We start from the raw sequence: 26,409 nt of genomic DNA, 5'->3' as shown, positions 1-26,409 counted from the left end.
CCCAGTCTCTCCCGAGCGTCCAACCGTCTCTCCGGCCCGTCTCCGCCGTTCCCAGCGTCCCAACAACCACCTCAGCAGCGCCGGTGAAGGGCGTTCTATGCCTTACGCATTCAACGCGCAAGTGGAAAATTCAAGAAACTCGCAAAAAACTGCAAAATCATGTTTTACACAATTATATCAAATGTTTGACGAGACGCAGTTGCGAAGAAGCTTGCCGAAATCGACCACTCAGGCGTCTGGCCGTCCCGCTCGACGTTCGGAGCCTGTCTGCTCGACCCCTATATATAGTGAGAACTTCCAAACTCGCCACAAGACTGATCCGACTCGATTGCGAAAACCGATTCATTTTCAAGTTCAGAATCGCTACCCCAATCGGTTCAGTTCGGCGCGACACCCGCCAGCCTTGCAAGGCCTTGCGCATTCTCTGCGGATAGGCTCAGGTCTCCTCAACGCACAAACTATAAATCCGCGAACGTGACATGACACCTGACCCTCGATTCCCCTTGATGCGAACCGTCGGATTTGACGGGCTGCTGGTGACATTTGCTGAAACCATGTCTGAGCCATCAAACCGCGCTGCCTTAGCATTCCGAGGGGCTGTTGAGATGTTACAGCTAGACGGTGTGCTTGAAACCTCGGCCTCGCTGGCATCTGCCTACGTTCGGTTCACCCCATCACAGGTGTCGCATCAAGATATCGAAGCCCAGCTGCACTCTCTATTGGATAGTCGCGACTGGTATCACGCGCCGCTGCCAACCGGGCGACGGTTCTGGAAAGTGCCAACGGTCTACGGCACCGATCTTGCGCCACAGCTGGAAGACGCGGCGGCGGCAGCAGGATTGGATCCGGCAGAAGCGATCAAACGACTCAGCGAGACGCGCGTGCGGGTTCTGACAATTGGGTTTGCACCGGGGCAGCCGTATCTTGGCCCGTTGGGACCGGAGTTCAACATTCCGCGTATGAAGGAGTTAACGCCAATGGTGCCCGAAGGAGCGCTGGTTCTGGCCATTTCGCAATTTGTGTTGTTCTCGGGGCCCACGCCCACCGGATGGCGCCATGTCGGACAGACCGCATTCAGGTGCTTTCGGCCTGACATGGAGCAAAGCTTTGCGCTCAACCCCGGTGATGAGATGCAATTCGTCTCGGTCTCGCGCGATGACCTGGAAAATATCCGGGCGACATGCACCGACGGGACAGGCGGCGCAACCTGCGAGGAGATCACGGCATGAGTCTGATCGTTCATCACATTGGTCCCGCCTGCACCATTCAAGATCAAGGACGTACCGGATATCTGGATCAGGGTCTGTCGCGCTCGGGTGCGGCGGATGTATCGGCGTTGTACGAAGGAGCAGCTTTGTTGGGACAGAACCCTGCCTGTGCCGCTCTGGAAATGGCGGGGATGGGCGGTGAGTTCGAAGCGACTGCGTCCACCGCCATCGCCCTGACCGGAGCGCCGATGCAAGCCAGCATCGATGGCAGCCCGGTTGCGTGGAATGCATCTCATCAGATGGAGGCCGGACAGCGGTTGGTGATCGGGTCGGTGCTGCAAGGTAGTTATGGGTACCTGCATCTGGGTGGTGGAATTGAAGCCGACGTCATGTTGGGATCTCGTTCGGCCCATCTGACCGCCAGAATCGGGCGTGCCGTTCAGGTGGGAGATCACCTGCCTGCAGCCGGAACGGGCAAAACAGGCCTGAAACTGCGCTTGGATGATCGTTTCTCTGGTGGGGGCCTGCGGGTGATCGCCAGCTTTCAAACCGCGCTGTTTGATGACGAGACACTGGGGCGGTTCACGCAAACGACATTTCAACGGGGCGCACGGGCCAACCGCATGGGCATGCAATTGGACAGCGATGATGACGGGTTCGCAGCCAGAGGTCAGCTGAACATCCTGTCCGAGGTCATCACCCCCGGCGACATACAGATGACCGGCACCGGTGCGCCCTTTATCCTGCTGCCCGAATGCCAGACCACCGGAGGTTATCCGCGCATCGCAACCGTCCTGCCCTGTGATCTGCCCCGCGCGGCACAAACCCCGGCGCACGGTCAAATTCAGTTCGAATTCGTATCGCTGGAACAGGCCTCAGCACTGCAAGCCGCTTTCGAGGCTGACCTTGCGCGCTTGCCGGGTCGTGTTGAACCTCTGGTCCGCGATCCACACGACATTCCGGACCTTTTGTCCTACCAATTGATCAGCGGAATGATCTCCGCCACTGACTAGGGAGTTATCGCGATGCCGAGCGTCGATCTGAATGCCGATATGGGGGAAAGTTTTGGCCCATGGAACATGGGCGATGATGAGAGCCTTCTGAGGATCATCACTTCGGCCAATATCGCTTGTGGTTTTCACGCCGGAGATCCGGATGTGATGGCCAAGACCATGGCTCTGGCAGCCGAAAACGGCGTTGGCATCGGCGCGCACCCCGGCTTTCCTGATTTGCAGGGGTTCGGGCGGCGGAACATGAAAGTGCCCCACGAAAGCTTGCGAAATCTGGTGCGCTATCAGTTGGGATCGGCCGTTGGCATGGCCAAGGCGGTCGGCACCGAAGTGCGGCATCTTAAATTGCACGGGGCGCTGGCCAATATGTGCTCGGTCGATATCGATATGGCACGGGCCTGTTATCAGGGCGCACTGGATGTGGACCCGGACATCATCATCATGGTGCTGGCGGTCACCAAACAGGAAGAAGCCGTACGTGAGCTAGGCTGCAAATGGGTCGGCGAAATCTTTGCCGACCGTGCATACAATGATGATGGCACGCTGGTGGATCGGTCCCTGCCGGGGGCGGTTATTCATGACCCCGCACTGGCGGGGCCGCGTATTCTGGACATGGTAAAAGAGGGCGCGATCATAACCGAATCCGGTAAGCGGCTTGAGACTTCAATCGATACGATCTGCTTGCATGGCGACGGTCCGACGGCGGTTCAGATCGCGCGGTCGGTGCGTGAGAACCTGATCGAGGGCGGTGTCGAGGTCACGAAATTCATGCCTTAGTCATCTTTGCGTCAGGTTCAAACCCCAAGTGCAGACTGTTGCCCGTGCAGGCCTAAGCGCCTAGCATGAATTGCAAGTGTATGTTCCGACTGCCACAAATCTGCACGAGACCGCACAAGGAGGTGCGCCAATGTCTTTTGATCTGATGTCTTATGAACCCCGGGGCGACAAGAAGAACTCGGACTTCTTCACCGAATATCTGCCGAAAATTTACGAGCGCCGCGCCAGCTCGGGTATTGCAGATCAGGTTGACGCAATGCGTGCGATTGTCATTCAGGTTGAACCCGATGCGTTGTTCGACACTTTGATCGAGCTTTATGTAATGACCCCATATCGCCACACGGCCAGCTATCTGGGTCAGACACACAAGTTCTCGGTGATGCATTCGCACTCCGATTACCCAGCGTTGATCCTGATGGCCCCACTCAGCCCCGCGTTCGAGGATTTCATTCCCCGCATCAACCGCATGTACCCTCTGGCACGCGGCACTCCGCAAACGCGTTATGTGGGCGAAATTTACGGGGCCACCGATCTGAAAGCGCTGACCGGAACGCTTGAGGATCAGAATATTCGGTTCGAATATTCTGGCGACACCGAGAACCCGTTCTACACGCTGGACGGTTTCCGTTTCACTACGCCTTCAGATTTCACCTGCAATCGGGTGGGATACTCGACGCTGGATTTCAACGACACCGACAGTCTGGGATTGGGCGATCGGGTGCTGCTGAGCGATGCAGAACAGGCGCGGCTGGATCAGGCCGCAGCATTTGGCACAGACAGCAAGATCGCGCCGCTGATGCTGGGCATCGACCACCTCGCCACCCGCGTTCTGGCGGGCGAGCGTGAGGACGCGATCCTCGAATTTCTGACCATGGTCCCCTATTACTTCTGGGGGGCGTACAACATATTCGACATGAACTCGTCGACCAATGTGAACCGCAACGCCAATGTGGATGACGACAAGAAATCCCCCGCCAAGGTGTTCACGGCCAATAACACGCCTTCCTTCGTGAATTCCTTCGCCAAGCTGCCCATGCCGACCGAGGATTTCGTGCGCAACTTCGGACGGCGCCTGCACCATATGGCGGTCGAAATCCAGGACGGCGATCATGGCGCGGGCGAAAAGAATGTCGACTTCGTGGTCAATACACTCAAAGACAAAGGCGTGCCGTTTCTGGCCCATGTGGTGGGCGAGTGCAAAGACGACCCGAACCTGAAGCAGATTTTCTCGAAACACTCCAAGAACACGCTGCTGATTACCGAATATATCGAACGCTGCCATCACTATGACGGGTTCTTTACCAAAGATAATGTGGCCGCGCTGACAGCCGCTGCGGGTCAGGACGAACAATACCAGCACGGCCACGTATTCGATTGACGGGGCAACAAAAAAAGGGCTGCGAAGTGATCGCAGCCCAGGCCCATCCAGGAGAGAATATGCCGGGTCTTATGACGGCCCGATCATGAAACAAGTGACATTTCGTGCTTGCAACCGGCGGCAGGCCAAATCTGCCTGTTCGCGGGTCATGCCCTGAAATGTAGCATCAAAGCCGCGCGAACTCTGGTTCACCTTGCGCAGCGTGCCTTCCAAGGTGGTCATTTCCGACAGGGCAGTTTTCAACAGAACCTTCTCGGCCTCATACCGGGTTGTATAGCGGCCCACATTGACACCCCAAAGATGCCCGCCCGAGGTCGACAGGCGCGTTACAACCTCCTGTTCGGGTTCCGGCTGTTTCGCGGGCGCAACAGATGCAAGTACCACATCGTCAGGACGCGCTTCGGGGCGTGTTGTTGCCTCAGATGGCGCAACATCTGCCTGTGCAATGGCTGCGGCAATACCATCCTGAATCCGCGTGCGGTTCTTCTCGGCGGTCTCGGCCACCGAGCCTGCCACCTGCACGGCCGCAACCGGACGCAGCACCGGGCGCAGACTGGTCTTGGGCGCACCTGCCGCAGCAACCTGAACCGCCCCTACCCCTGCATTCCCAGCATAGGCCGGGCGTGCAGGCTTGCGGATTGGCGCACGCGAGGGGGCACGGCGGAAACCCATATCCAACAGTTCAGCCACACGCGCGTTACGCGATGCACCCGATTTGCCGCCAAAGACAGTGGCGATGATGCGTTCATCCTTGCGCTTGGCCGAGGCGACCAGATTGAAACCAGCCGCGCGGGTATAGCCGGTCTTGATTCCGTCAGCGCCTTTGTAAGCCGCCAGCAAGCGACGGTTGGTATTCGGAACGGTCTTGATCCCGGCATTTGTCGATTGGCGCGAGAACAGGTTGTAATATTGCGGATAGTCGTACAGCAGGTGACGGCCCAGCGTGGTCATATCGCGCGCGGTCGACAGATGGCCCGACTCGGTCAGACCGTGGGCATTCTTGAAGGTCGTCCGGCTCATTCCCATCGCTTTGGCGGTGCGGGTCATACGGCGTGCAAAGGCTGCCTCGGACCCGCTGAGCGTGATGCCGATTGCGGTCGCGGCGTCGTTGGCCGATTTCACCGCTGCCGCACGGATCAGATAGCGGAAGGCAATCTTCTGCCCCGACCGAAGCCCCAGCTTGGACGGTGGCTCTGCCGCTGCCGCCTTGGTGATGCGTACCTGAGTATCCAGTGTGATCTCACCGTTTCGGACCGCCTCGAACGCGATATACAGCGTCATCATCTTGGTCAGCGATGCCGGATGCAGCCGCGTGTCGGCATTGCGCGAATGCAGCACCTCACCTGTGCGCGCGTCAATGACCATGGCCGCGTAAGGGGCCGCAAGGCCCTGGAGTGGCGCAAAAGAAAGCAGCCACAAGAATGCTATAAGGAATAAGCCCATTCGGGCCGGAACTGTCCGCCGAATCTGCACGATCTTTGCCTCTGTCTGCCTCGCACCGCCGGGTTTTCCCGGTCGGCAATTCTTTTCTTTATATCACGCAGGCTAACACAGAGACTGATTTAAAGAAACCGAAAGCTCGGGGCGCAGCGATCACATTCTTGGAAGTCGCAGCGCCATATCTTGTGGAATTCATCGCTCAATCTACCAAACCGGCGATTGCGCCAGAAATCGGGCAAAGCGTCGATACAATTTTCCGGTAACTGAGGCGAAACGGCAACAGATCAGGAAATCCGCGCAACCAGCGCCGCAAGATCGCCCAAATCGCGCAATTCACAGAATCGAGGGCTGGCGGCCGGCACCTCTGCCTGCTCGATTTCCCAGACCAGCCCATGCGGCACATACACGCCCCAACATCCGGCCTGAATCGAAGCCACCACATCGGACCGCATCGAGTTGCCCACCATCATCGCCGCCTCTGGGCCATCCCCATGCTGGGTAAAGATTGACGCATAGGTCGCCGCCGTTTTCTCGGACACAATTTCAACCCCGTCAAACAGCTCACCCAGACCGGATTGCGCCAGCTTGCGCTCCTGATCGATCAAGTCACCTTTCGTGATCAGTAGGACCCTGTGCGTCTCAGCCACCGCTTCGATGGCCTCGCGGGCATGGGGCAGCAATTCGATGGGATGGGCCAGCATCTCTTGGCCGGCTTCGATCAATTGGCGGATTACTCCAGCCGGAACCCGGTCTTCGGTCACTTCAATCGCGGTTTCGATCATCGAAAGGATGAAGCCCTTGATGCCATAGCCATAGTGCCGGATATTACGCTTTTCAGCGGCCAGCAGACGCTCCATCAGATGATCGCGTTCTGCATGATCTGCCAGCAGCTCGGCGAAGTATGCCTGCGTTAATTGAAAAAACCGTTCGTTATGCCAGAGCGTATCATCGGCATCGAACCCGATTGTGGTCAGCTTGTCCTGCATAGCGATTCCGACTCGTAGCTCTTTTCTCTGGCAATGGTGACGTTATATAAGCCCTGAAACAAACCGAAGCGTGAATCGGGATTCTCTTACAGCAATGCGCCAAGACCAGTGGATCATGTCCGACAAGGATGACGAGAGCGACGAAACGTCGGTCCTGGTGCAGACGCGTCCCAAGACCAAGCGTCCGCCTCTGTATAAGGTTTTGTTGCTGAATGACGATTACACACCGATGGAGTTTGTCGTTCATGTGCTGGAGCGGTTCTTCGGCATGACTCACGCTCAGGCGTTCGAGATCATGTTGACCGTGCACAAGAAAGGTGTTGCGGTGGTTGGCGTGTTCAGCCATGAGATCGCCGAGACCAAAGTGGGTCAGGTGATGGACTTTGCCCGCCGGCACCAGCACCCTCTGCAATGCACCATGGAACGCGAAGAATAACGCGCGTCCGCAGCCGGGTTTGCCCATCATGTCCCCTCGTCTCGATCTAGCCCTGAACAGCGGGCTCAGCCTGTCGCAGCCGCTGACTGTTCTGGCCCCGGCCACCGACCAAGATTTGACGGATCTGGCGCATGAGACGCAGGTGGTGCAGCCGTTCAAACCCTTTCACGATCACTTTGCCGCCCAAGGCTTTGCAGCCACACCCGAAAGCGATGCGCCCTGTCAGGATGCCATCGTCTTTCTGCCTCGCGCCAAAGCGCTGGCCCGTGCGTTGGTCCATCAGGCCTGCAGCCGCGCCAGCGGCGTGGTGGTGGTAGACGGGGCCAAAACCAATGGCGTGGACAGCCTGTTGAAAGACATCCGCAAGCGCGTTGCGGTCGAAGGGCCGATCTCGAAGGCGCATGGCAAGATTTTCTGGTTTCAGTCCAATGCGGATGCGTTTGCCGACTGGGCCGCGCCCGAGGGCCAGATGGTCGACGGCTTCCAGACAGCACCCGGCGTGTTTTCCGCTGACGGTATCGACCCTGCCTCTGCGCTGCTGCTGAAATCTCTACCGGCGAAACGCGGTGCGCGCATCGCTGATCTGGGCGCGGGCTGGGGCTTTCTGTCCGCCAACCTGATCGACGATACGCTGCATAGCCTACATCTGGTTGAGGCCGATCACACCGCCCTCACCTGCGCCCGTTCCAATGTGCCGGACCCACGCGCGCAGTTTCATTGGGCCGACGCCACCACTTGGACTGCGCCCGAGCCGCTGGATATGGTGGTCATGAACCCGCCCTTTCATACCTCGCGCAGTGCCGATCCGGCCCTGGGTCAGGGCTTTATCGCCAGTGCAGCGCGCAATCTGACACGAAATGGCAACCTGTGGATGGTCGCCAATCGCCACCTTCCTTACGAAGCCACACTGACCGAGGCCTTCGCGCAGGTCGAAGAAATCGCAGGAGACAACCGGTTCAAGGTGTTCCATGCCTCTCGCCCTCGCAGGTAGGGCCCGTTAACCTGCGCCAGAACTCAGGAGGATTCGCATGTCCTTTTCCATCGCGGGCAAAACCGCAATCGTCACAGGCGGTGCAAACGGCATCGGGCTGGCCATCGGACGGCACTTTGCCGATGCGGGAGCCAATGTCATGTTCGCAGATATGGACGAAAAACGCCTGTCCGAAGAGCTGGGCGAACAGGCCGATGACAGTAACATCCGTTACTTCGCCGGAGACCTGCGCGAGAAGCTGACCATCGCCAATCTTCTTTCAGCCACACTGGATGCGTTCGATCAGGTCGATATCCTGATCAACGGCGCACGGCAGGTGATCCCGTCGGACCCGCTGGACAGTGATGACGACTCGGTGCGCATCTTGCTGAATCAGAACCTGATGCCCGCGTTGCGGCTGAGCCAACTGGTCGCCAAGCGCTTTATCAAACAAGCCGATGGCGATGATGAGAACCCCGCCGGATCGATCATCAATCTGTCCTCGATTGCTGCACGCCGCACGCACCCGGACCTGATGGCCTATTCCGTCTCGACGGCCGCCTTGGATCAGATGACGCGTTCGCTGGCCGTGGCGCTTGCGCCGAGCCGCATCCGGGTGAACTCGATCGCGCTTGGATCGGTGATGAGTGCCTCGTTGCAGTCCACGCTGAAAGAAAACCGCGACTTCCGTGTCGATATCGAAAAACACACGCCGCTAGCCCGGATCGCCGCCCCGAACGAGTTGGTCGAAACCGCGCAATTCCTGGCCTCGGACGCTGCTGGCTTCATGACCGGACAAATCCTCACCATTGACGGAGGCCGCACGCTGCTGGACCCCGTCGCAGCCCCGGCCCATTGATCCTGATGTTTGACACTGAAAAAGCCACCGCCTCTGCCTGGTTCCGCCAGTTGCGGGATGAGATCGTCACCGCGTTTGAGGCGCTGGAAGACAGCCACGACACCGGTCCTTTCTCGCAGGCCGAACCGGGCCGGTTCGAGGTGAAAGAGACGCAACGCCAGTCCGACGATGGCTCGGACGCAGGCGGAGGTCTGATGTCTGTGATGCGCGGCGGCCGCGTATTCGAAAAAGTAGGCGTCAATGTATCAACCGTTTATGGCACGCTAGGCGAACGTGCGCAGAACGCCATGGCCGCGCGCAAAGGCATTCCGGGTATGAAGGACGACCCGCGGTTCTGGGCCTCGGGCATTAGTCTGGTGGCGCATATGCAGAACCCGCATGTGCCTGCCGTCCACATGAACACGCGGATGTTCTGGACCCCACACGCCTGGTGGTTCGGCGGCGGGTCCGATCTGAACCCCTGCATCGAATACGATGAGGACACCGCCCATTTCCACGCCACCCAGAAGGCCCACCTGGACCCGCACGGGCCAGGGCATTACCCGCGCCTCAAGGACTGGGCCGACGAATATTTCTATATTCCGCACCGCAAGCGTGCGCGGGGCGTCGGCGGTATCTTCATGGATGACTACTGCACCGGCGACTGGCAGGCTGATTTTGCCCTGACGCAAGATATAGGCCGGGCTTTCCTGCCCGCCTTTCTGCCACTGGTCCAGAAACGCCGGGTGCAGAGCTTTGACGACACCGATAAGGACACACAATTGGTGCATCGTGGGCTCTATGCTGAATACAATCTGGTCTATGACCGGGGCACCAAGTTTGGCTTGGAGACCGGACACGACCCGGATGCAGTCCTGATGAGCTTGCCGCCGCTGGCAAAATGGGTCTGACGGCTAGAAACCCATATCTATGAAGTTGTCCCAGCAATAGCCCTGCGCCGAAGCAGCCGTCATGCTGGCACCCACAGTTTTTACGGTTACGGAATAGGTTGAGACGTTCTCGGCCCCTTCAGGTGGCGTAAGCGAGAATTGCACGGTGCGAACGCCCCTCTCATAAGGCTTTGAGATATAGATGCGTTGGTTGGACGGCGTCCGCAATGTGCGGATCGCATAATCTCCGATCCCGCACCAATAGGCGACGGGCGCTGAAGATCCGATGGCAGCGACCTCAAAGGTACCGTCCTGCAGCGGTGTCACTGTTGTCCGAAACGCGGGCCGGACGCCGAAACCAACGCCGACGGCTTGCGCAACAACTGGCATCAGAACAATTGTCATCACGCAGGTGAGTTTCAGAAAACGCATAGTGAATACCCTTTTCCCTAGCCTGGCCCGAAGCAGCAGAGCATGAATTCAAATAGAAATACATCAGAACAATATAATTGACTCGACCAAGACGTCCATTTCGGTTTCATCTCTGCCGCCCGCCATGAAAATCCTTTCATTGAATATGATGCACGCTATGATCTCGTGTATACGCATTTGCAGGATGGTCAGTGCAGAAACCGTTCCCAAAAGACTGGTTTGATCTTTCGCCCGAAAAATATGCCGATTTCGGCGCGTTGTTCTATCTGGCAGCGCTGACGAAAACACACCGCAACCGTAGCTTGGCGCAGGTTCTGCACGCCTTTGAAACACCCCTCAGGCTGGAGCAGTATCACATCTTCCGTCAAAATGGCTTCCCGCGCGGCTTCGTGACCTTTGCGGGGCTCAGTCCCGAAGCCGAATATCGCTATGCGGTGCGGGAAGAACCTCTGACCGATACCGATTTCACCAGCGGACCATCCTTCTGGATCGTCGATTTGGTTGCGCCATTCGGGCAAACGCGCCAGATGGTTAGCATGTTGAAGCGTGAAATCCCCCATCCGCGCGTGCGCACCAACCGCCTCAGCAGTGATATGTCGACCAAACGCATCGTAGAATGGACCCGCGACGCGCAGCACCAGGTGCATATGCGGCTCTACCGTACAACCGAATTTGCAAGTCTGCTGGAACAAGAGAACGGGTAGGCCATGACATCGAACGTAACGATCAGCGGCACCATCACTGGCGACGTAACCGGCTTTCCTCCCAACGTGGCTTCTGGCGATCTCGACGTAACAGCAACGTCGGATTTCGGCACCTTCACCGAGGCCAGTTGGGCGATCTCTGACCCACCGGATTTTGGCACCGCTTCAATCGATCCAGACACTGGTGAGTGGACCTACACCGTCGATCCCACCTTCTTCGACAGTCTTGATGATGGTGACATCGTGCCAGATTCATTCGAGGTCACGGTGACGGCGACCTTCGACAACGGGCTCTTTACCTTCACCGGCACACAAACCCAGATCGTTGACATCACGATCGAGGGTGTCTGCTTCACCTCCGGAACCCTGATCGAGACCGCAAAAGGCGCACGTGCCATCGAAACCTTGCGCGTGGATGATGAAGTCACCACGCTTGATCACGGATTGCAGCCGATACGCTGGATCGAAAGCAGCGCTCTGACACCTGAGCGGCTGCGTGCTAACCCGGCCATGCGGCCCGTGCGCGTGGCTGCGGGAAGTCTTGGCCCCGGCACCCCGACGCGGGACCTGTTGGTATCGCAGCAGCATCGCATTCTGCTTCGCGGACCTAAGGTTGAATTGTTGTTCGGGACGCCCGAGGTCTTGATCGCGGCCAAACACTTGTGCGCGTGGCCCGGTATCGAGATCGATACCAGCGGCACGCCCGTCGAGTATCTGCACATCCTTCTGGACCGGCACGAAATTCTTGTCGCCGAAGGCGCTTATGCCGAAAGCCTGTATCTGGGTGAGGAAAGCCTTCACACCCTGTCGTCTGAGGCGCTGCAAGAGCTATCGGAGATCTTCCCGGGCGACGCCGGTGCCCAAGGGTTCGGGCGTGCCGCTCGACGTATACTGCGAGAGCATGAGGTTCGGGCGTTGAGTTAACGCAGCTCCACCCGACCGCCAACATCCTGCGGTGCCAGCGCGACAGTTTTGATCACTGCATGGCACACGCTACCAACTTGCAGGCCCAGAGCCGCGACAGAGCGTCGGGTCACCCGCGCCAGAACCACCCCGGCGGGAGTGTTCACCGATACGATGGCCCCCGGCCCCTCGCCCGCGCGGATCGCTTCGATCTGGCCGGACAGTATGTTCAGTGCCGACAGCCCCTCGGGCGGTTTGTTTGACAATATCACTTCCTGCGCAGGAATACGGATACGCAATTCCTCTCCGATCTTATGAGAGATGCGGGGCAGGAACAGGCGCGCACCGCCCGCATCCAATTCGGAGAGGCCATCGTCGTGATGCGCCGCAACGCGGACCTGTAACACCGCGCCCACCGCTCGGACCCCGGCAGGGGCAACCGACGGATCGGCCAAAACCTCGGACGCCGGACCATGGCGCACAGCACGCCCATCCTGTAGCGCCACCACAGATGTCGCCAGCCGCGCAACCTCGGCCGCTGAATGGGTCACATAAAGGATCGGGACCGAGACCTCGTCCCTCAGCCTTTCAAAATAGGGCAGGATTTCAGCCTTGCGTGCCTCATCCAATGCCGCCAACGGCTCATCGGCCAGGATCAGGCGCGGACTGGCAAGCAGCGCCCGCCCAATGGCAACGCGCTGTTTCTCGCCCCCCGACAGCATCGCGGGGCGGCGGTTCAGCAGATGGCCAATGCCCAACATCTCAATCACGCGATCCGGGTTTTCGCGCTGTGCCCCACGTGGGGCGAACCAGCGGCCATAGCTCAGGTTCTGGCGCACGGTCAGATGCGGAAACAGGCGGCCTTCCTGAAAGATATAACCCAGACGCCGCCGATGTGGCGGCAACCAGACGTCACGATCCGTATCAAACAACACCCAATCATCCACCGCAACACGCCCCGCTTCGGGGCGCAGCAATCCAGCCACCGCGTTCACGACCGTGGTCTTGCCCGAACCTGACCGACCAAACAGGACCGTAACGCCAGCAGGCGCGTCGAATTCCAGGTCCAGTGAGATCCCCGGTAGTTGATGTTTCAGACGGACGGACAACCTCATGATCCGGCCACCCGTTGGGCCACACGACGGCCAACATATTCCGACAGCAGAAGTGCACCCATTGCGATGATGATTGAGATGATGACCAACCGCGTCGCCGCCGCCTCGCCCCCCGGCACCTGCAAGAACGCATAGACGGCCGACGGCAGCGTCTGCGTCTGACCGGGGATATTGGAGACAAAGGTGATCGTAGCCCCGAACTCTCCCATCGCTTTGGCAAACGCCAGAATCGCGCCCGCAATGACACCGGGCAAGATCATCGGCAGCGTCACAGTACCGAAAACCATCAGTCGCGAGGCCCCGAGCGTGGCTCCGGCCTGTTCGAGTTTCGGGTCCACCGCCTCAATCGACAGACGGATCGCACGCACCATCAGTGGAAAGGCCATTATCCCGGCGGCCAGCGCTGCCCCGGTCCAGCGGAAAGCAAAGACAATGCCAATCTCGGACAGCGGTTTGCCCAACGGCCCCTGAATACCAAAGGTCAACAGCAACAGATATCCGGTTACGACCGGCGGCAGGATCAAAGGCAGATGCACCAAACCATTCAGCACTTGCCGCCCCGGGAAACGCCAGCGCGCCAGCGCATAGGCTACGAAGATCCCAAAAGGCAGCGTGATCAGTGTCGCCCAGAACGAGACACGCAACGACAGGCGCAACGCCTCCATCTCCGCCGGACCCAGCCAGCCCATTCCGTCACCCTTCGGGCAGGGAGAACCCCTGCCTCAGAAATTCTGCCTGCGCCGCATCACTTTGTAGATAGGTCAGAAACGCGTGTGCCTCAGGGATTGCCGAAACGGTCAGGGCCGCCGGATAGACGATTGCGGGATGGTACTCTGCCGGGATAGCCCCGACCACGCCGACCCGTTCCTCGGCCTTTGCGTCAGAACGATAGACTATGCCCAACGGCGCAGCCCCTGCCGCCACCAGCGCCAGCGCGGCGCGTACATTATCCGTCTGGGCGACCTGGTGCTGAACGTCATTCCACAAATCCAGCCGCTCAAGCGCGGCTTTGCCGTAGATGCCCGCAGGCACTGCATCAACCAACGCCATTGCCAAATACCCGCCATCCAGCTGCGCGATCAAATCGAAACCCACCTCGATTGCGGCGGCGTCAACATCGGGGGCCCCTATCAGAACCAACCCGTTGTTCAGCAAATCCACGCGCGAAGCGTTTTCGATCAAGCCGTCTTCCTGCAGCACATCCATCCAGTCCGTGTTGGCCGAGATGAACATATCCGCCCGCGCCCCTGCCTGAATTTGCCGCGCCAGCACCGAAGAGGCCGCATAAGAGATCGTCACCTCTTGCCCTGTCTCAGCCTCAAACCCCAAAGCAATGGCGTCCAGCGCAGTTTTGAGGCTCGCCGCAGCAAACACCAACGTGCCCTCGGCGCGAACCGGGGCCGCAAGCGTTGCGCAAATGGCCAAAGCCGCAAACAGACGGCGCATCCTGTTCCTCCGGTTCAGAGGGTTGCAATCCCTCTGGGCATATCGGAGGCAACATGGGGCAGGCAAGGCCCTTTGCCTATGGACCTAAGATTGCTGCACGAACAGGTGTGTATTTCCATCCGAACAGGGATGAGTATTTCCGTTACCAAGCGCCAACACACTTCGCCCATTTTGAGCAAACCCATAGATGTATCCGCTAAGGTTTGGAGAGTCCGAATGGTCCCAACCGCTGCCTGAGGCGTCCTCGACGATGAAGGTAAGAAAACCTGATCTTCTGCCTGCCGTAAGATATCGTGAAGAATTTCTACCAGACCCTCTTGCACCCAAGCGCAGCCTTGGCTACATCAGCCCTCACGGGTGATTAGCTCAGTTGGTAGAGCGCTTCGTTTACACCGAAGATGTCGGGAGTTCGAGTCTCTCATCACCCACCATCAAACAGCCCTTGTTTTACTGGCGTCCTTTAAAATAAGGACATGACGCTGCCGTGTGGAGTACATCGCGGGAGTACATCATGGGTCGTTTCGTAATGCCAAATCCAACTCTGATCAAAGGCTCGTATTACTGCCGAGTCGCCGTCCCTGCCGATCTCAAGGACGAGGCCAAGGGAACGTACGTGACTGCGACGATCAATGGACAGATCATAAATCGCAAGGTCGGGACACACGCGAAAATACCTCTCGGAACGTCAGACCTGAAGGTAGCACGGCAGAGGTTCCCTGCCGCCTTAGCTGGCATAGAAGCCCACTGGGAGAGCTTGAGACAGGGTCCAATAGCGCTCAATCACAAACAAGCCTTGGCCTTAGCAGGCGAAGTCAGAGCCGATTTCGTTCGAATACTGGATGGGAATCCCGGCGACAGTGAGATGTGGGAGGACGTACTGAAGCTGAACGAACTGGCACGTACGGGGCGGACCAACGAGCTACAGGTCGATAACCCCTCCAAAGAACTCGAGCAGATGGAACAGAGGTTTGGCGGTCTTGCTGATGCTATTCTCAGACGCCATCAGTTGCGGGTCACAGCAGCATCGCGGATCAAGCTGATCGGGCATCTATACACTTCGATGAATGAAGCGGCGAAAATCAACGAAGCTAAGTCGCTCGGTGATTACTCCGACAGCGGCGATACAAACAAATACCCATCTTTCGAGATCACTGCTCCAACAGAAACTGTAAGCCGCGCCCGACTGACCTTTGCAGAAGTTATCGACAAAGAGGTACAACGGCGGGCTTCTGGGCGAGGTGGAGCGCCGTTACGTGAACGGTCAGAAAAGAAATACAGGCAAGCTGTCGCCGAGTTCGATGCAACCCGAGGCGATGATGACGTTCTGTCTATCGACGCCAAGCAAGCGGACCAATGGCTGAATGACATGCTTGATGCCGGAAAACTCAAAATCAAAACTGTCCGCGACCGCTTCAAGAACGTGAAAACAGTTATCGAATGGGCGCGAGAACAAGGGCTGGGCGAAGTGTTTCCGGACAAGAATCCGTTGGACGTGGTTAAGCCACCGAAAGCAGAGGCGACAGACAGCGCAGCGCGTACCATCCGCTTGGACGAGGCAAGAAGCATCCTGAAAGCCGCGCGTAACGAGAGCAGACCAGAGCGCCGTTGGTTGCCTTGGATGTGTGCATATTCGGGGGCGCGTATCGGAGAGGTGGCACAGCTTGGGCCGGATGATTTTTTCTGCGTCGGCGATGACTGGTTCTACAGGCTCACCTCAGAAGATGACAAGCTGATCAAAGGCGGATACAGCATCAGACGTGTTCCGGTACACCCTGCACTAATGGACGAAGGGTTGATTGGGTTTGTTGACGAAGGACGCAAGCGCGGGATCAGACGCTTGTTCCCCAATAGATCGCAAGGGAACATCCGCGATTGGGTCAGAAATGACCTCGGTTTGACACGACGCGAATTGGCACCGAACCACGGCTGGCGGCACTTGTTCGAAGACATGGCCTTGATAGCGCACATGACCGACGCCGCTAAGCTGTACATAACAGGTCGATCACGTGGGTCTTCCGCTGAGGCATATGGAAAAAGTGATGCGATGCTGCCCGGTTTGGCTGCTCAGATGCGGATGATAAAACCGTATAAAGTAGATTGATCCGGAGCGCCGAAACTATCGCTTTTGCTTGCACTGACGCAGTGTTTGGGCAAGCCGTGAGCTGGAAATTCAGAAGCAAAAAACTCCTTTAATAACATAGCTTTATAATTAAGTTCCACCATTGTAAAATGCCCCGGCTATACTATAGCTATGCTAAGCCTTTGTATGTAGCTTCCTGTTGCTACATCCTCCCCCCGGTATATTCCTATAGTCATATCTCTATAGCTTCAGCCTATCAGGGATGCTCAATCCCTTTGCATGGGTCAATGCACCCAGCTTACAGCCCTCCAGCGACAATTCGTTGGGGGGCTTTTTTGTTTACAGTTGGTCCTGTGAACACAGAATAGCTTGAATAAATTGGACCAAACCAACGTCAGCCACTCAACGCGCGGAGATTATTGAGCCACAAAAATCAGAGCGCCTCTGACTATACCCCTGTTTGGGTCATCTCCCCCCTTTGCCGTTTCAGATACAGGAGCCAGTGTAACGAATGTGGCGGAGGGATATTCCTTTCCTCACAGCGCCCGTGAGCGCCTCACACAGCGACGTTGTCGGCGACCGACTGGCCAATGTACATCCGCACCCTACTGAGGCGCTACGGCGCTCTGACGTTGCCACTTCCGACTCGTCGTTGACACTGCAGCGTACACTGTGTTCTGCGTAGGACATTGCGGTAACTTGTTTTTTTCACAAGGACATTGAAATGAACTGGCGAGATTCAGTTGAGCTTGCGTTACAGAACTTAGGCGGCAGCACCAGCCTTGATCGTTTGTATGAAGAAGTCCGCGCAATTCGCGAGAGCAACAACGACACCACCCCCAAATCCCTTAAAGCAGTTGTCCGGAAGGAGCTTGAATACAACTCTTCGGACTCCTCGAATTGGCAAGGCGATAGAGACCTATTCTACAGCGTTCACGGGATAGGTATGGGTGTTTGGGGTCTTAGATCGCTCATATCGGAAACTCCGTTTGCTCACGACATTGAGTTACCTGATACGACTGGAGAAACCGAACGCTCCGAAGTTACGACCAACCGCATCATCCGTGATACGGACATGACGAAGAAGGTGAAGGCGCTTCACAACAACGAGTGCCAGATGTGTGGGGGGTTCATTGAGCTTCCCAATGGCAAGAAGTACGTTGAAGCGCACCACATCATCCCCTTGGGCGCTCCACATAATGGGCCTGACACTCCTGAAAATATAGTTGTGGTCTGCCCAAACCATCATGCCATGCTCGATTTTGGGTGTACCACTCTTTCGAAGTCGCTTCTGAATAACGCAGTCGGCCATTGCGTATCTGACGCAAGCATAAGCTACCACAACGAAGATATCGTCTCGTCCTCCAAATAGCAGGACGACAGTTAGCTTGTGTCCGCAGGGGTATGCCTCTGTGTACATCTCCGTTATTGCGAACAAAGCTGTCCGTAAGGGTTGATTTTCCTAATCGTACACCTCTATCAACGTACATCACCTTAACGGACACGAGGACGACATGAGCAAGACCATCCTGTACGCACGAGTTTCAACTGCTGACCAGACGCTCAGCAATCAGCAGGCGCAAGCTGAGGCTGCTGGGTTTGAACTCGACGAGGTGGTATCCGACCACGGTGTATCAGGTGTCAGCACAGCGCTGCAGGAAAGACCTGAGGGTAAGCGGCTGTACGACAAGCTGCGCCATGGGGATACACTTGTGGTCCGCTGGGTGGATCGCTTGGGCCGTAATTACCAAGATGTAACTGATACAATCAGGCACTTCATGCGGCAGGGTGTCGTGGTGCGGACGGTGATCAATAACCTCACCTTCGACGGGGCAACAACGGACCCAATGCAGGAAGCCGTGAGAGACGCACTGATAGCCTTTATGGCAGCCACGGCTCAAGCTCAGGCTGAAGTCACAAAGGAAGTCCAGAAGGCAGGCATAGAGGCCGCGCGACAGAACGAAAACAAATACCGTGGCAAGAAACCCAGCTACGACAGAGAGACGCTAACAGACGTCCTTAACATGCTGTCAAAAGGTGCGGGTGCCTCGGAGATCGCCAAGGTAACTTCACTAACCCGGCAGACAATCCTTCGTATTAGGAAAGACCCAGCGGCAGCGGAGACTTCTTTAGCTAAATGGGATCTGTGAACTTGTGTTCGTCTTCTTATTTGTTCTTTTTGACAGTCAGACGGTGGGCCCGACAGGACCCTCACCAGGACAAAAATGTTGGCTTCAATTCCTGATTTGTGTGAGGCTGCTTAGTGACTAATTTGAAGCAGGCGATTTGACGATGGGATTGAAGAATAGACGAAGGATTATGGTTTGGCTGCTGGGGCCGGTTCTAATCTTAATTGCAAGTTCTCAATTTGCTCATAGCGATTCACCAACGTTAGTGGATCGAAACCTTACACCGCAGGTACGGTCGGCTGAGGCGATCTTGCCGACGCCGCAAGATGCAACGGAGCAAGGTGTTTGGGTAAACAACGTATCTGAGATTGAGCCCGTCATTGTTGTCGAAGAGGTTGAGGAACCATGGGTTGTAGTAGAAGAGACCTATTCCTCGATAGATTATGTTACAGTAGCTCAAATTGCGGGGATTGCAGCAATAGCTCTTTTTGGTTCGTTATTCAGCGCATTTTTGTTTCTCGTCATGAAGCATGCAGTTGATCGCCGCTTTGCGCACCCCACAAATAGAGACAGAAAATTATCGCGAAACATCGAGATGTTGGGATTGGCCGACTTGATCTACATCTCTTCACAGAACAATCAAGACATTCCGGCCAGTCTTAAAGAAAGATTCCTATCTCTTGTTTCAGAAATGGAATTAACAGAAGCCGAACAAATCGCAAACTTTTCCAGAAGTGTCGCAAACTTTCTTTTCCAGAGCGACCACTCCAAATCAAGCGCACATGGTGGCGCAGAAGTTAACGAAGTCGAGGAAGTCGAGGAATTTTCTTTACTCCGGAACCGCTTGATGGTTGCTCTCAAAGAATAGCCCGTTCCGTGAATTTAATACATTAGCCGACTAACATCAACTGAAGTCGCTTACACACAACTGGAAATACCTAAACGGGTTGTAAAAAATTGAATACATACGAATACAAAGGAGAGACGAAGATGCGTTTTCTTGGCAGGTCAATGTTCGCTTTGATAGCACTGGTCTTTACAGAAACGGAGTCTCTCGCCCAAAACGTAAGTCCGAGCGAACCGTCACTTCTAAGCCCCATGGAAGTGCAAATAAATGATAATTCTAAAGATGAATGTTGGGCTAACTCTGACGCCGCCAAAGCGTATGCTACGAGTAGGCTTGAGGAAATAGGATACAAAACCAATACCGGCTCTGTGAATGTATTTTCAATTTATGTCAGTTCTGCAAAGGACAGCGCAGATGATCTTTGCTTCGGAGTAGTGCGTACATCTATTTCGAAAGCCGTTGATGTAGGGGGAGTCAAAGGATGGATGACATTGGATTGGAGCGAGTATGTGTTCACGAGAAAACAAACTAATGACGATTTGGTTTTTAAAGTGATCGAGCAATTAACCGAACGGATGGAAACACTGACCATTGGGAGATGACAGATTGGATTGTTGGTACATCTAAGAAATAGCTCAAAAACTGATTGGACCAACTTCACAAAATAAACTTAGTGTCAGCATCAAAGTGCTTCGATAGCTGAATATTCACTCTCAACCGGACTTTTTTCCTGTTTCTGTTAAGCCGTTTTGGAACGAATGCCAGCAATATTTTGCGTCCGCTTCGAATCGTGAGAGTAGTGAAACTCACGCGGCTTTTCTTCAATCGCCGTAGCCAAAGTGCCTATCCCGATACTCTCTGCAGACTCCTTCAATACCGGGGAATAACGAACCCGGAGAAATCCCCATAAGACCCAGCTGTTGAAGCACGGCAGCTCGCTCTTCTACGGACAGGTCAAATACCTTGAGGTACTTTTTGTCATTCTCTCTTTCGCGGTACTGAATGTACCACTCTATATCGTCGAGATTCGTTATCGCCGCAATCGACTGTTGTGGAAGCGCCCGGTCGTTTCCCAAAGCCAAAGGTTCCAATAACGAGAAATGTGGCGGACAGTGAGTCATGTGGAGAATTTGGACGTGGTCCTCCATCCACTGCTTCTTGTCGAACATGAAAACACGGACAGGTTTCAATGGTTGTAAAGTAGGGTTGGCTGAGGCAAATGCAAAATACGCAGCAATATATGGTGAGTACGTCCAGTCCAGCATAGGTGTCGGATACCCGTGATGCTGTAGCAAGTGAAGGAACGCAGCGTTGTGTTCGCCAGAGTTCGAGTCAAATACATGCCGAGTTTTACCCACACTCGCGTGTCGTATTCATGGAATATCGTTATCCCAATAGCGGACGAGGTCTTTTCGTTTTGTCCGATGGAATGATGTCTGCAAACGCCACGGTTCGGACTGCCCTCTAAAGATGTACCGATAAGGTTCTTTGGCGAGATTCGCGACTACTTGCTGAAAGGCAACCCAATTGGTCACTCCAGCTTCGCCGCTATAACCCGAAGGTTCACTTGCATTACCTTTGACAAGATTGACACTCCCACTCTTATTGTTATCCGAGATCCAGCTTCCCGTCAGCTGACCTTCGTTAAGCGTAAGGTTGCATTGTAGCTTCTCGGGAAAATCGCCGCCTTCCAACCGACTGCGATCCACCAGATACGGCACATCATTTTCGACAGCATGTGCGGGAACAGCAAAATCAAGCTGACTGCCTTCAGGTATCGCATTCACAGGGCAAAAGACGTTGAAGTTCTCTGGATCGGCATCGAAGGCATGTAGAGAACCCTCCAACCACCCGTCATGCTCCTCTAAATCCAGAACAGCAAATCCTGCTTCAGCGCCATCAAAACCACCGATCCACTGCCCTGCAAATTCACTCACTGTACGTCTCCGGGTTCGTTACGGCCAAAGTATTCCGTCAGGAAAGCAGGAAGTACAACCATGGAACACTCGTGGGAGCGCCGATTTTGTGCTTTCCATCTACTAAGGTTCTTCGGAAGAAAGAGTTACAGATCGCCACATGCCATCGATCCATTGACCACAAGTACACCAATGGAGTACATCAACCTCAAGGTAGCGATTGCAAATCGCCATAAAAATAAGGACCTTAAGGTGACGCAGTGGGAGTTCGAGTCTCTCATCACCCACCATTCCATCAAACTTTGGGTGCATTGCCTCTGGGTTCGCGGATAGAGGCTCACGCTTCAGCTATTTCTGGCCGATTTACCCCGCTCGATTTCAGCGAGCTGTGCGAACATTTCGGCACGGTCATCTGCCGTTAATTCGGCTGGCATATACATCCGCACCTGACCGCGCCCGCAAGGGGTGTCAAAAACAAGCTCCGCAGTATTGGCCGCTGATGTCATGGTGAGCTTGCCGATCCTGCTGATCTGGTCATCGCCATCATACCCACCGGCAGCAAAGATAGATTTGCTGTCGAACATCCTGAAACCTCCGTGTCCGTTCATCTCCTGAGTTGGTTACGGACGGCCTTCAATCCAAATTAGTTTTTGTTAATGCGCTTGAGATGCACCACCGGGGATCATTCTTCGGTGTTCGGCAGTATCGGCCTTAACAGTCGTAGACGGCGCTCTACCGCTATCGATCCAGGCCGTTTTCAGACAGCCGAAATCAGGGCACTTGCGGCACCGATAAACCCGGCAAACGCCACGACGCTTGCCAGAATTATGCAGACAACTTCCAACGCACTGAGTTTCATCTTGGCCCCCACCAAATTCAGCATGCTTGGCTTACGGCAATGCGTGAGCGCCGAAAAGAGAGGCTTTCTTTACGTTGCGGAATGTTGCCGCGTGCACGGCGCATATTCGCTTAGGCACGTGTCTTACGACCGTTTCGAATTTGGTTCGACGCTTGACCTGTAGCTTTCCTGCATCAGTCGATCCGATTGATCGTCGATGCCAGCAATTCCGCGGCCCAATCCGAATGCACATCAACGGAGATATACGGTCAAAATCCAAGTTTGATGGCGATCCCTGAAGGACTCGAACCCTCAACCTGCTGATTAGAAGTCAGCTGCTCTATCCAGTTGAGCTAAGGGACCGCTGCGCCCTTCTTGCGGTTTTTACGACCCGGGTTCAAGGGCCAAGCGCATGAAAGCACTGTTCGGATCGGGCTCGTAGCCATGGATCGGGTCGCAATAGCCGTAGCCCAATGTTTCATAGAGCCGACGCGCGGCGTCATAGGCGGGTAAATGGGCCGCGCCGGTTTCCAGAACCAGCGCCGTAGTGCCTTCGGTACGGGCCAGATCCGCCAGATGAATCATCATCACGCGTGCCAGCCCTCGTCCTCGCGCGGAGGACAGGATATGAACCGATTTCACCTCCGCCGTGCCATCCGGCAAAGCCTTGAGCGCGCCGCAACCCAAAGGTTTGCCTGATTCATACAGCGCCCAGAAACGAATCCCCGGACCAGCAAGTGACGCGGCATCCATGGTATGGTTGCTCTCGGCCGGTCCAGCCGTTTCGCTATGGGCGAAATGCGCCTCGACCAGCGGGCGCAAGGCGTCCGATGTCGGGTCGGCTTCGCGGATTTCGATCACTTAGTGTGTCCAGGGCGTGCGCCGGTCAGTCGCGAAATTCTCCCCATAGCCACGCGCGCGCAGGTTCGGCTTGCGTTTATGCGGCTCGCTGACCTGCACCTCGATGCCATTGTCCTTGGCATAGTCCAACGCCTCTTCCCTGGTATCAAACTTAAGGCGCACCTGAGTTTGCGTATCGTTGGATGAGGTCCAGCCCATCAGCGGATCAACTTCACGCGCCGACGCAGGAGCATACTCCAGAACCCACTTACGGGTCTTGGCCATCCCCGAGGTCATCGCGTTTCGCGAAGGCTGGTAAATCCGTGCGCGCATGTCGCCTCTCCGTACTCACTTGGCTGAAGCTGTTTATGCGTCAGAGCGCGCGCCGGGACAAGATGACAATTGTCGCGGATGTCATGGAAATATTGATGTCAGGAACTGTCATCAGGTGGAGCTATTTACGGCACGAACCCGAGAAAAGGACAGCTAGATGATTCACCACGAACGCCACCTCGACATCAACGCTCGACCTGAGGACATATGGGCTATCCTCAGCCGCTTCATGCATATCGACGACTTCGCTCCGCAGGTGACATCGGTGGATGCTTTGACCGAGGGATCGGATGGGGTCGGATCGAAACGTCGGTGTCACTTCGCGAACGGCACATCATTGGTCGAAGAGGTGACGGATTGGCAGATCAACCGAGGCTACACCGTGCGGCTGTCGCAGATGGCGATGCCTCTGCACGAGGCGCAGGCAACGATTGCCATCACACCGCTGTCCGACACCCGCAGCCGTGTTATCTGGAGCATGGATTATCGCATGAAATACGGCCCCCTCGGCTGGTTGATGGGGCAAACCCTGTTGAAGATGATGATGGGCCGCGTGCTGGCCGAGAACCTGTCCGCTTTGGCGGCGAAGCTTCAAACGCACCCTGACGCTCAACACCGGACCGCATAGCAGGAAATGAATCCAGATCTGACCTTGCAGATGGACAAAATAAGAACAAATGTAGGGGCCTGACCCGGAGCTTGCCTATGCCATACGCCCATTCCGACAAAACCCAACTGACTGCCGAGGACGTGCGCGCCCGCCTGAAGCTGGAAGGCGGCAAGCAGTTCGTCATGCATACCGAGTTCAATCCTGCAGGCGACCAACCCACGGCGATCAAAGAGCTGGCAGGCGGAGTGAATGATGGTGAGCGAGATCAGGTTCTGCTGGGTGCGACCGGGACGGGCAAGACCTTCACCATGGCCAAGGTGATCGAGGAAACGCAGCGGCCTGCGATCATCCTGGCGCCAAACAAGACGCTGGCAGCGCAGCTGTACGGGGAATTCAAGGGCTTCTTCCCAGAGAACTCGGTCGAGTATTTCGTATCCTACTACGACTATTACCAGCCAGAGGCCTATGTGCCGCGCTCGGACACCTATATCGAGAAAGAATCCCAGATCAACGAACAGATCGACCGGATGCGCCACTCGGCCACCCGCGCGCTGTTGGAACGTGATGACGTGATCATCGTGGCTTCGGTCTCGTGCATCTACGGTATCGGTTCGGTCGAGACCTACGGCGCGATGACACAAGACCTGAAGGTGGGTCACGAATATGATCAGCGGCAGGTGATGGCTGATCTGGTCGCCCAGCAATACCGCCGCAACGATCAGGCATTTCAGCGCGGGTCGTTTCGGGTGCGCGGGGATAGTCTGGAAATCTGGCCCGCCCACCTTGAGGACCGCGCGTGGAAGCTTTCCTTCTTCGGCGAAGAACTGGAACAGATCACCGAATTCGATCCGCTGACCGGCGAACGCGCCGCCACAATGGAGCATGTGCGTGTCTACGCGAACTCCCACTACGTGACGCCGAAACCAACGATGCAGCAGGCCATCATCGGCATCAAAAAGGAACTCCGCATCCGGCTGGACCAACTGGTGGGCGAAGGCAAACTGCTGGAAGCCCAACGTCTGGAACAGCGCACCAACTTCGATCTGGAGATGCTCGAAGCCACCGGCGTCTGCAACGGCATCGAGAACTACTCGCGCTATCTGACCGGTCGCGCACCGGGCGAACCACCCCCGACCCTGTTCGAATTCATCCCCGACAACGCCATCGTTTTTGCCGACGAATCCCACGTCAGCGTGCCGCAGATCGGCGGCATGTACCGGGGCGACTATCGCCGCAAGTTCACGCTGGCCGAACACGGGTTCCGCCTGCCGTCGTGCATGGACAACCGCCCCCTGAAGTTCGAGGAATGGGACGCCATGCGCCCGCAATCCGTCTTTGTCTCGGCCACTCCGGCGAAGTGGGAGATCGAACAGACCGGCGGTGTCTTCACCGAACAGGTTATCCGCCCCACGGGCCTCTTGGACCCCGAAGTCGAAATCCGCCCGGTATCCATGCAAGTGGACGACCTGCTGGACGAGGTGCGCAAGGTCGCCGCCAACGGCTTCCGCACGCTGGTCACGACGCTGACCAAACGTATGGCCGAGGACCTGACTGAATACCTGCACGAACAGGGAATAAAAGTCCGCTACATGCACTCGGATATCGACACGCTGGAACGCATCGAAATCCTGCGCGACCTGCGTCTGGGCGCCTTCGACGTGCTGGTCGGCATCAACCTGCTGCGCGAAGGGCTCGACATTCCCGAATGCGGGCTGGTCGCCATTCTGGACGCCGATAAAGAGGGCTTTTTGCGCTCCGAGACCTCGCTGGTGCAAACCATCGGCCGCGCCGCGCGCAACGCCGATGGCCGAGTGATCATGTATGCCGACAAGATAACCGGTTCGATGGAGCGCGCCCTGGGCGAGACCAACCGCCGCCGCGCCAAACAGCTCGCCTATAACGAAGAACACGGAATCACCCCCGAGACGGTGAAAAAGAATGTCGAGGACGTTCTGGCCGGTCTCTACGAAGGCGATGTCGACATGAACCGCGTCACCGCTACGATCGACAAACCGATGCACGGCGCGAATTTGGAGGCCCATCTGGACGGCCTGCGCGACCAGATGCGCAAAGCCGCCGAGAACCTGGAATTCGAAGAGGCCGCCAATATCCGGGATGAGATCAAACGTCTGGAAGCTGTCGATCTGGCCGTCGCCGACGACCCCATGGCGCGCCAATGGGCGGTCGAAAAAGCCTCGGAAGACGCAGTGAAATCGCACGGGCGGTCAACGGCTGGCAGGCCGGGGCAGCGGGGTGGGAATGTGAAGAGACGGAAGCGGTGAG

General features: G+C 56.4%; 29 protein-coding genes and 2 tRNA genes. 18 read left to right on the top strand and 13 right to left on the bottom strand.

Going from position 1 to position 26,409, the window contains the following annotated elements:
* Nucleotides 1-479: 479 nt before the first annotated feature.
* The 4 genes from ACR0AZ_RS09675 (at nt 480) to ACR0AZ_RS09660 (ending at nt 4,373) form a co-directional block, all read left to right on the top strand.
* Nucleotides 480-1,229 carry a 5-oxoprolinase subunit B family protein gene (locus ACR0AZ_RS09675; RefSeq protein ID WP_480470788.1) on the top strand — a complete coding sequence of 250 codons (750 nt, stop codon included), beginning with the start codon at nt 480-482 and terminating at the stop codon, nt 1,227-1,229.
* A complete protein-coding gene (locus ACR0AZ_RS09670) occupies nt 1,226-2,221 on the top strand; it encodes a 5-oxoprolinase subunit C family protein (protein WP_480470789.1) in 996 nt (331 codons plus the stop codon). Before ACR0AZ_RS09675 ends, ACR0AZ_RS09670 begins: the two co-directional genes overlap by 4 nt.
* A gap of 12 nt (nt 2,222-2,233) precedes the next feature.
* A complete protein-coding gene (locus ACR0AZ_RS09665) occupies nt 2,234-2,995 on the top strand; it encodes a LamB/YcsF family protein (RefSeq protein WP_480470790.1) in 762 nt (253 codons plus the stop codon).
* Between the two features lie 130 nt (nt 2,996-3,125).
* Entirely contained in the window at nt 3,126-4,373 is a 1,248-nt protein-coding gene (locus tag ACR0AZ_RS09660) for a hypothetical protein (protein ID WP_480470791.1), read from the top strand.
* Nucleotides 4,374-4,442: 69 nt separating this feature from the next.
* Here ACR0AZ_RS09660 and ACR0AZ_RS09655 read toward each other — a convergent pair whose 3' ends face one another.
* Nucleotides 4,443-5,816, bottom strand: a complete 1,374-nt coding sequence (locus tag ACR0AZ_RS09655; protein ID WP_480667313.1) for a D-alanyl-D-alanine carboxypeptidase family protein — start codon at nt 5,814-5,816, stop codon at nt 4,443-4,445.
* Between the two features lie 281 nt (nt 5,817-6,097).
* Nucleotides 6,098-6,799, bottom strand: coding sequence for an HAD family hydrolase (locus ACR0AZ_RS09650; RefSeq protein WP_480667312.1), 702 nt, complete (start codon nt 6,797-6,799; stop codon nt 6,098-6,100).
* Nucleotides 6,800-6,893: 94 nt separating this feature from the next.
* On the opposite strand from ACR0AZ_RS09650, the gene clpS reads away from it, so the two are divergent.
* Genes clpS through hemF form a run of 4 tightly spaced genes read left to right on the top strand, consistent with a single transcriptional unit; the run spans nt 6,894 to nt 9,954 of the window.
* Nucleotides 6,894-7,235, top strand: a complete 342-nt coding sequence (clpS, locus tag ACR0AZ_RS09645; protein ID WP_480470794.1) for an ATP-dependent Clp protease adapter ClpS — start codon at nt 6,894-6,896, stop codon at nt 7,233-7,235.
* Nucleotides 7,236-7,263: 28 nt separating this feature from the next.
* Nucleotides 7,264-8,226, top strand: coding sequence for a class I SAM-dependent methyltransferase (locus ACR0AZ_RS09640; RefSeq protein ID WP_480470795.1), 963 nt, complete (start codon nt 7,264-7,266; stop codon nt 8,224-8,226).
* A gap of 37 nt (nt 8,227-8,263) precedes the next feature.
* A complete protein-coding gene (locus ACR0AZ_RS09635) occupies nt 8,264-9,064 on the top strand; it encodes an SDR family NAD(P)-dependent oxidoreductase (protein WP_480470796.1) in 801 nt (266 codons plus the stop codon).
* A gap of 5 nt (nt 9,065-9,069) precedes the next feature.
* Complete coding sequence (hemF, locus tag ACR0AZ_RS09630; protein WP_480667311.1) at nt 9,070-9,954, top strand: oxygen-dependent coproporphyrinogen oxidase; 885 nt, start codon at nt 9,070-9,072, stop codon at nt 9,952-9,954.
* 3 nt (nt 9,955-9,957) lie between these two features.
* Here the strand turns inward: hemF and ACR0AZ_RS09625 are convergent, their stop codons facing one another.
* Nucleotides 9,958-10,365: a hypothetical protein gene (locus ACR0AZ_RS09625; RefSeq protein WP_480659396.1), complete on the bottom strand. Its 408-nt coding sequence runs from the start codon at nt 10,363-10,365 to the stop codon at nt 9,958-9,960.
* A gap of 191 nt (nt 10,366-10,556) precedes the next feature.
* On the opposite strand from ACR0AZ_RS09625, the gene ACR0AZ_RS09620 reads away from it, so the two are divergent.
* Together ACR0AZ_RS09620 and ACR0AZ_RS09615 are read left to right on the top strand one after the other, a co-directional pair.
* Complete coding sequence (locus ACR0AZ_RS09620) at nt 10,557-11,069, top strand: toxin-activating lysine-acyltransferase (protein ID WP_480667310.1); 513 nt, start codon at nt 10,557-10,559, stop codon at nt 11,067-11,069.
* A 3-nt stretch (nt 11,070-11,072) separates the two neighbouring features.
* A complete protein-coding gene (locus ACR0AZ_RS09615; protein WP_480667309.1) occupies nt 11,073-11,993 on the top strand; it encodes a Hint domain-containing protein in 921 nt (306 codons plus the stop codon).
* Here the strand turns inward: ACR0AZ_RS09615 and modC are convergent.
* Genes modC through modA form a run of 3 tightly spaced genes read right to left on the bottom strand, consistent with a single transcriptional unit; the run spans nt 11,990 to nt 14,533 of the window.
* The gene (gene modC / locus ACR0AZ_RS09610) at nt 11,990-13,087 is read right to left on the bottom strand and encodes a molybdenum ABC transporter ATP-binding protein (RefSeq protein WP_480659391.1); all 1,098 of its coding nucleotides are present in this window, start codon (nt 13,085-13,087) and stop codon (nt 11,990-11,992) included. The two genes, ACR0AZ_RS09615 and modC, sit on opposite strands and share 4 nt — an antisense overlap.
* Nucleotides 13,084-13,776, bottom strand: coding sequence for a molybdate ABC transporter permease subunit (gene modB / locus ACR0AZ_RS09605; RefSeq protein ID WP_480667308.1), 693 nt, complete (start codon nt 13,774-13,776; stop codon nt 13,084-13,086). Before modB ends, modC begins: the two co-directional genes overlap by 4 nt.
* Nucleotides 13,777-13,780: 4 nt before the next feature.
* The gene (gene modA / locus ACR0AZ_RS09600) at nt 13,781-14,533 is read right to left on the bottom strand and encodes a molybdate ABC transporter substrate-binding protein (protein WP_480470803.1); all 753 of its coding nucleotides are present in this window, start codon (nt 14,531-14,533) and stop codon (nt 13,781-13,783) included.
* A gap of 355 nt (nt 14,534-14,888) precedes the next feature.
* Between modA and ACR0AZ_RS09595 the strand changes: the two genes are divergently transcribed.
* From ACR0AZ_RS09595 to ACR0AZ_RS09570, 6 genes are all read left to right on the top strand, one after another.
* A tRNA-Val gene (locus tag ACR0AZ_RS09595) sits at nt 14,889-14,964 on the top strand.
* Nucleotides 14,965-15,044: 80 nt separating this feature from the next.
* Entirely contained in the window at nt 15,045-16,634 is a 1,590-nt protein-coding gene (locus ACR0AZ_RS09590; RefSeq protein ID WP_480667307.1) for a hypothetical protein, read from the top strand.
* Between the two features lie 703 nt (nt 16,635-17,337).
* Nucleotides 17,338-17,985 (top strand): HNH endonuclease, encoded by a 648-nt coding sequence (locus ACR0AZ_RS09585; RefSeq protein WP_480667306.1) that lies wholly within the window; start codon nt 17,338-17,340, stop codon nt 17,983-17,985.
* Between the two features lie 142 nt (nt 17,986-18,127).
* Nucleotides 18,128-18,763 (top strand): recombinase family protein, encoded by a 636-nt coding sequence (locus ACR0AZ_RS09580; RefSeq protein ID WP_480667305.1) that lies wholly within the window; start codon nt 18,128-18,130, stop codon nt 18,761-18,763.
* 142 nt (nt 18,764-18,905) lie between these two features.
* The gene (locus ACR0AZ_RS09575; RefSeq protein WP_480667304.1) at nt 18,906-19,610 is read left to right on the top strand and encodes a hypothetical protein; all 705 of its coding nucleotides are present in this window, start codon (nt 18,906-18,908) and stop codon (nt 19,608-19,610) included.
* Between the two features lie 122 nt (nt 19,611-19,732).
* Nucleotides 19,733-20,191 carry a hypothetical protein gene (locus ACR0AZ_RS09570; protein ID WP_480667303.1) on the top strand — a complete coding sequence of 153 codons (459 nt, stop codon included), beginning with the start codon at nt 19,733-19,735 and terminating at the stop codon, nt 20,189-20,191.
* Nucleotides 20,192-20,410: 219 nt separating this feature from the next.
* Here the strand turns inward: ACR0AZ_RS09570 and ACR0AZ_RS09565 are convergent, their stop codons facing one another.
* The 7 genes from ACR0AZ_RS09565 to ACR0AZ_RS09535 form a co-directional block, all read right to left on the bottom strand.
* On the bottom strand, nt 20,411-20,947 hold the full coding sequence (locus ACR0AZ_RS09565; protein ID WP_480667302.1) for an FRG domain-containing protein: 537 nt from the start codon (nt 20,945-20,947) through the stop codon (nt 20,411-20,413).
* Between the two features lie 15 nt (nt 20,948-20,962).
* Nucleotides 20,963-21,526 (bottom strand): hypothetical protein, encoded by a 564-nt coding sequence (locus ACR0AZ_RS09560; protein WP_480667301.1) that lies wholly within the window; start codon nt 21,524-21,526, stop codon nt 20,963-20,965.
* 323 nt (nt 21,527-21,849) lie between these two features.
* Nucleotides 21,850-22,089 carry a hypothetical protein gene (locus ACR0AZ_RS09555; protein WP_480470804.1) on the bottom strand — a complete coding sequence of 80 codons (240 nt, stop codon included), beginning with the start codon at nt 22,087-22,089 and terminating at the stop codon, nt 21,850-21,852.
* 173 nt (nt 22,090-22,262) lie between these two features.
* Nucleotides 22,263-22,388: a hypothetical protein gene (locus ACR0AZ_RS09550; RefSeq protein WP_480470805.1), complete on the bottom strand. Its 126-nt coding sequence runs from the start codon at nt 22,386-22,388 to the stop codon at nt 22,263-22,265.
* A gap of 241 nt (nt 22,389-22,629) precedes the next feature.
* A tRNA-Arg gene (locus ACR0AZ_RS09545) sits at nt 22,630-22,706 on the bottom strand.
* 21 nt (nt 22,707-22,727) lie between these two features.
* A complete protein-coding gene (locus ACR0AZ_RS09540; RefSeq protein ID WP_480659379.1) occupies nt 22,728-23,204 on the bottom strand; it encodes a GNAT family N-acetyltransferase in 477 nt (158 codons plus the stop codon).
* Complete coding sequence (locus ACR0AZ_RS09535) at nt 23,205-23,516, bottom strand: ETC complex I subunit (protein WP_480470807.1); 312 nt, start codon at nt 23,514-23,516, stop codon at nt 23,205-23,207.
* 157 nt (nt 23,517-23,673) lie between these two features.
* Here ACR0AZ_RS09535 and ACR0AZ_RS09530 point away from each other — a divergent pair, with 157 nt between their 5' ends.
* Both ACR0AZ_RS09530 and uvrB read left to right on the top strand, forming a co-directional pair.
* Nucleotides 23,674-24,144 carry an SRPBCC family protein gene (locus ACR0AZ_RS09530; protein ID WP_480470808.1) on the top strand — a complete coding sequence of 157 codons (471 nt, stop codon included), beginning with the start codon at nt 23,674-23,676 and terminating at the stop codon, nt 24,142-24,144.
* A 77-nt stretch (nt 24,145-24,221) separates the two neighbouring features.
* The gene (gene uvrB / locus ACR0AZ_RS09525) at nt 24,222-26,408 is read left to right on the top strand and encodes an excinuclease ABC subunit UvrB (RefSeq protein ID WP_480667300.1); all 2,187 of its coding nucleotides are present in this window, start codon (nt 24,222-24,224) and stop codon (nt 26,406-26,408) included.
* The last annotated feature ends 1 nt before the right edge of the window (nt 26,409 follow it).

This window comes from Ruegeria sp. BE3 (assembly GCF_056538865.1).
Note: the sequence above shows the minus strand (reverse complement) of the source record. Positions and strands in the feature narration are given on the sequence as shown.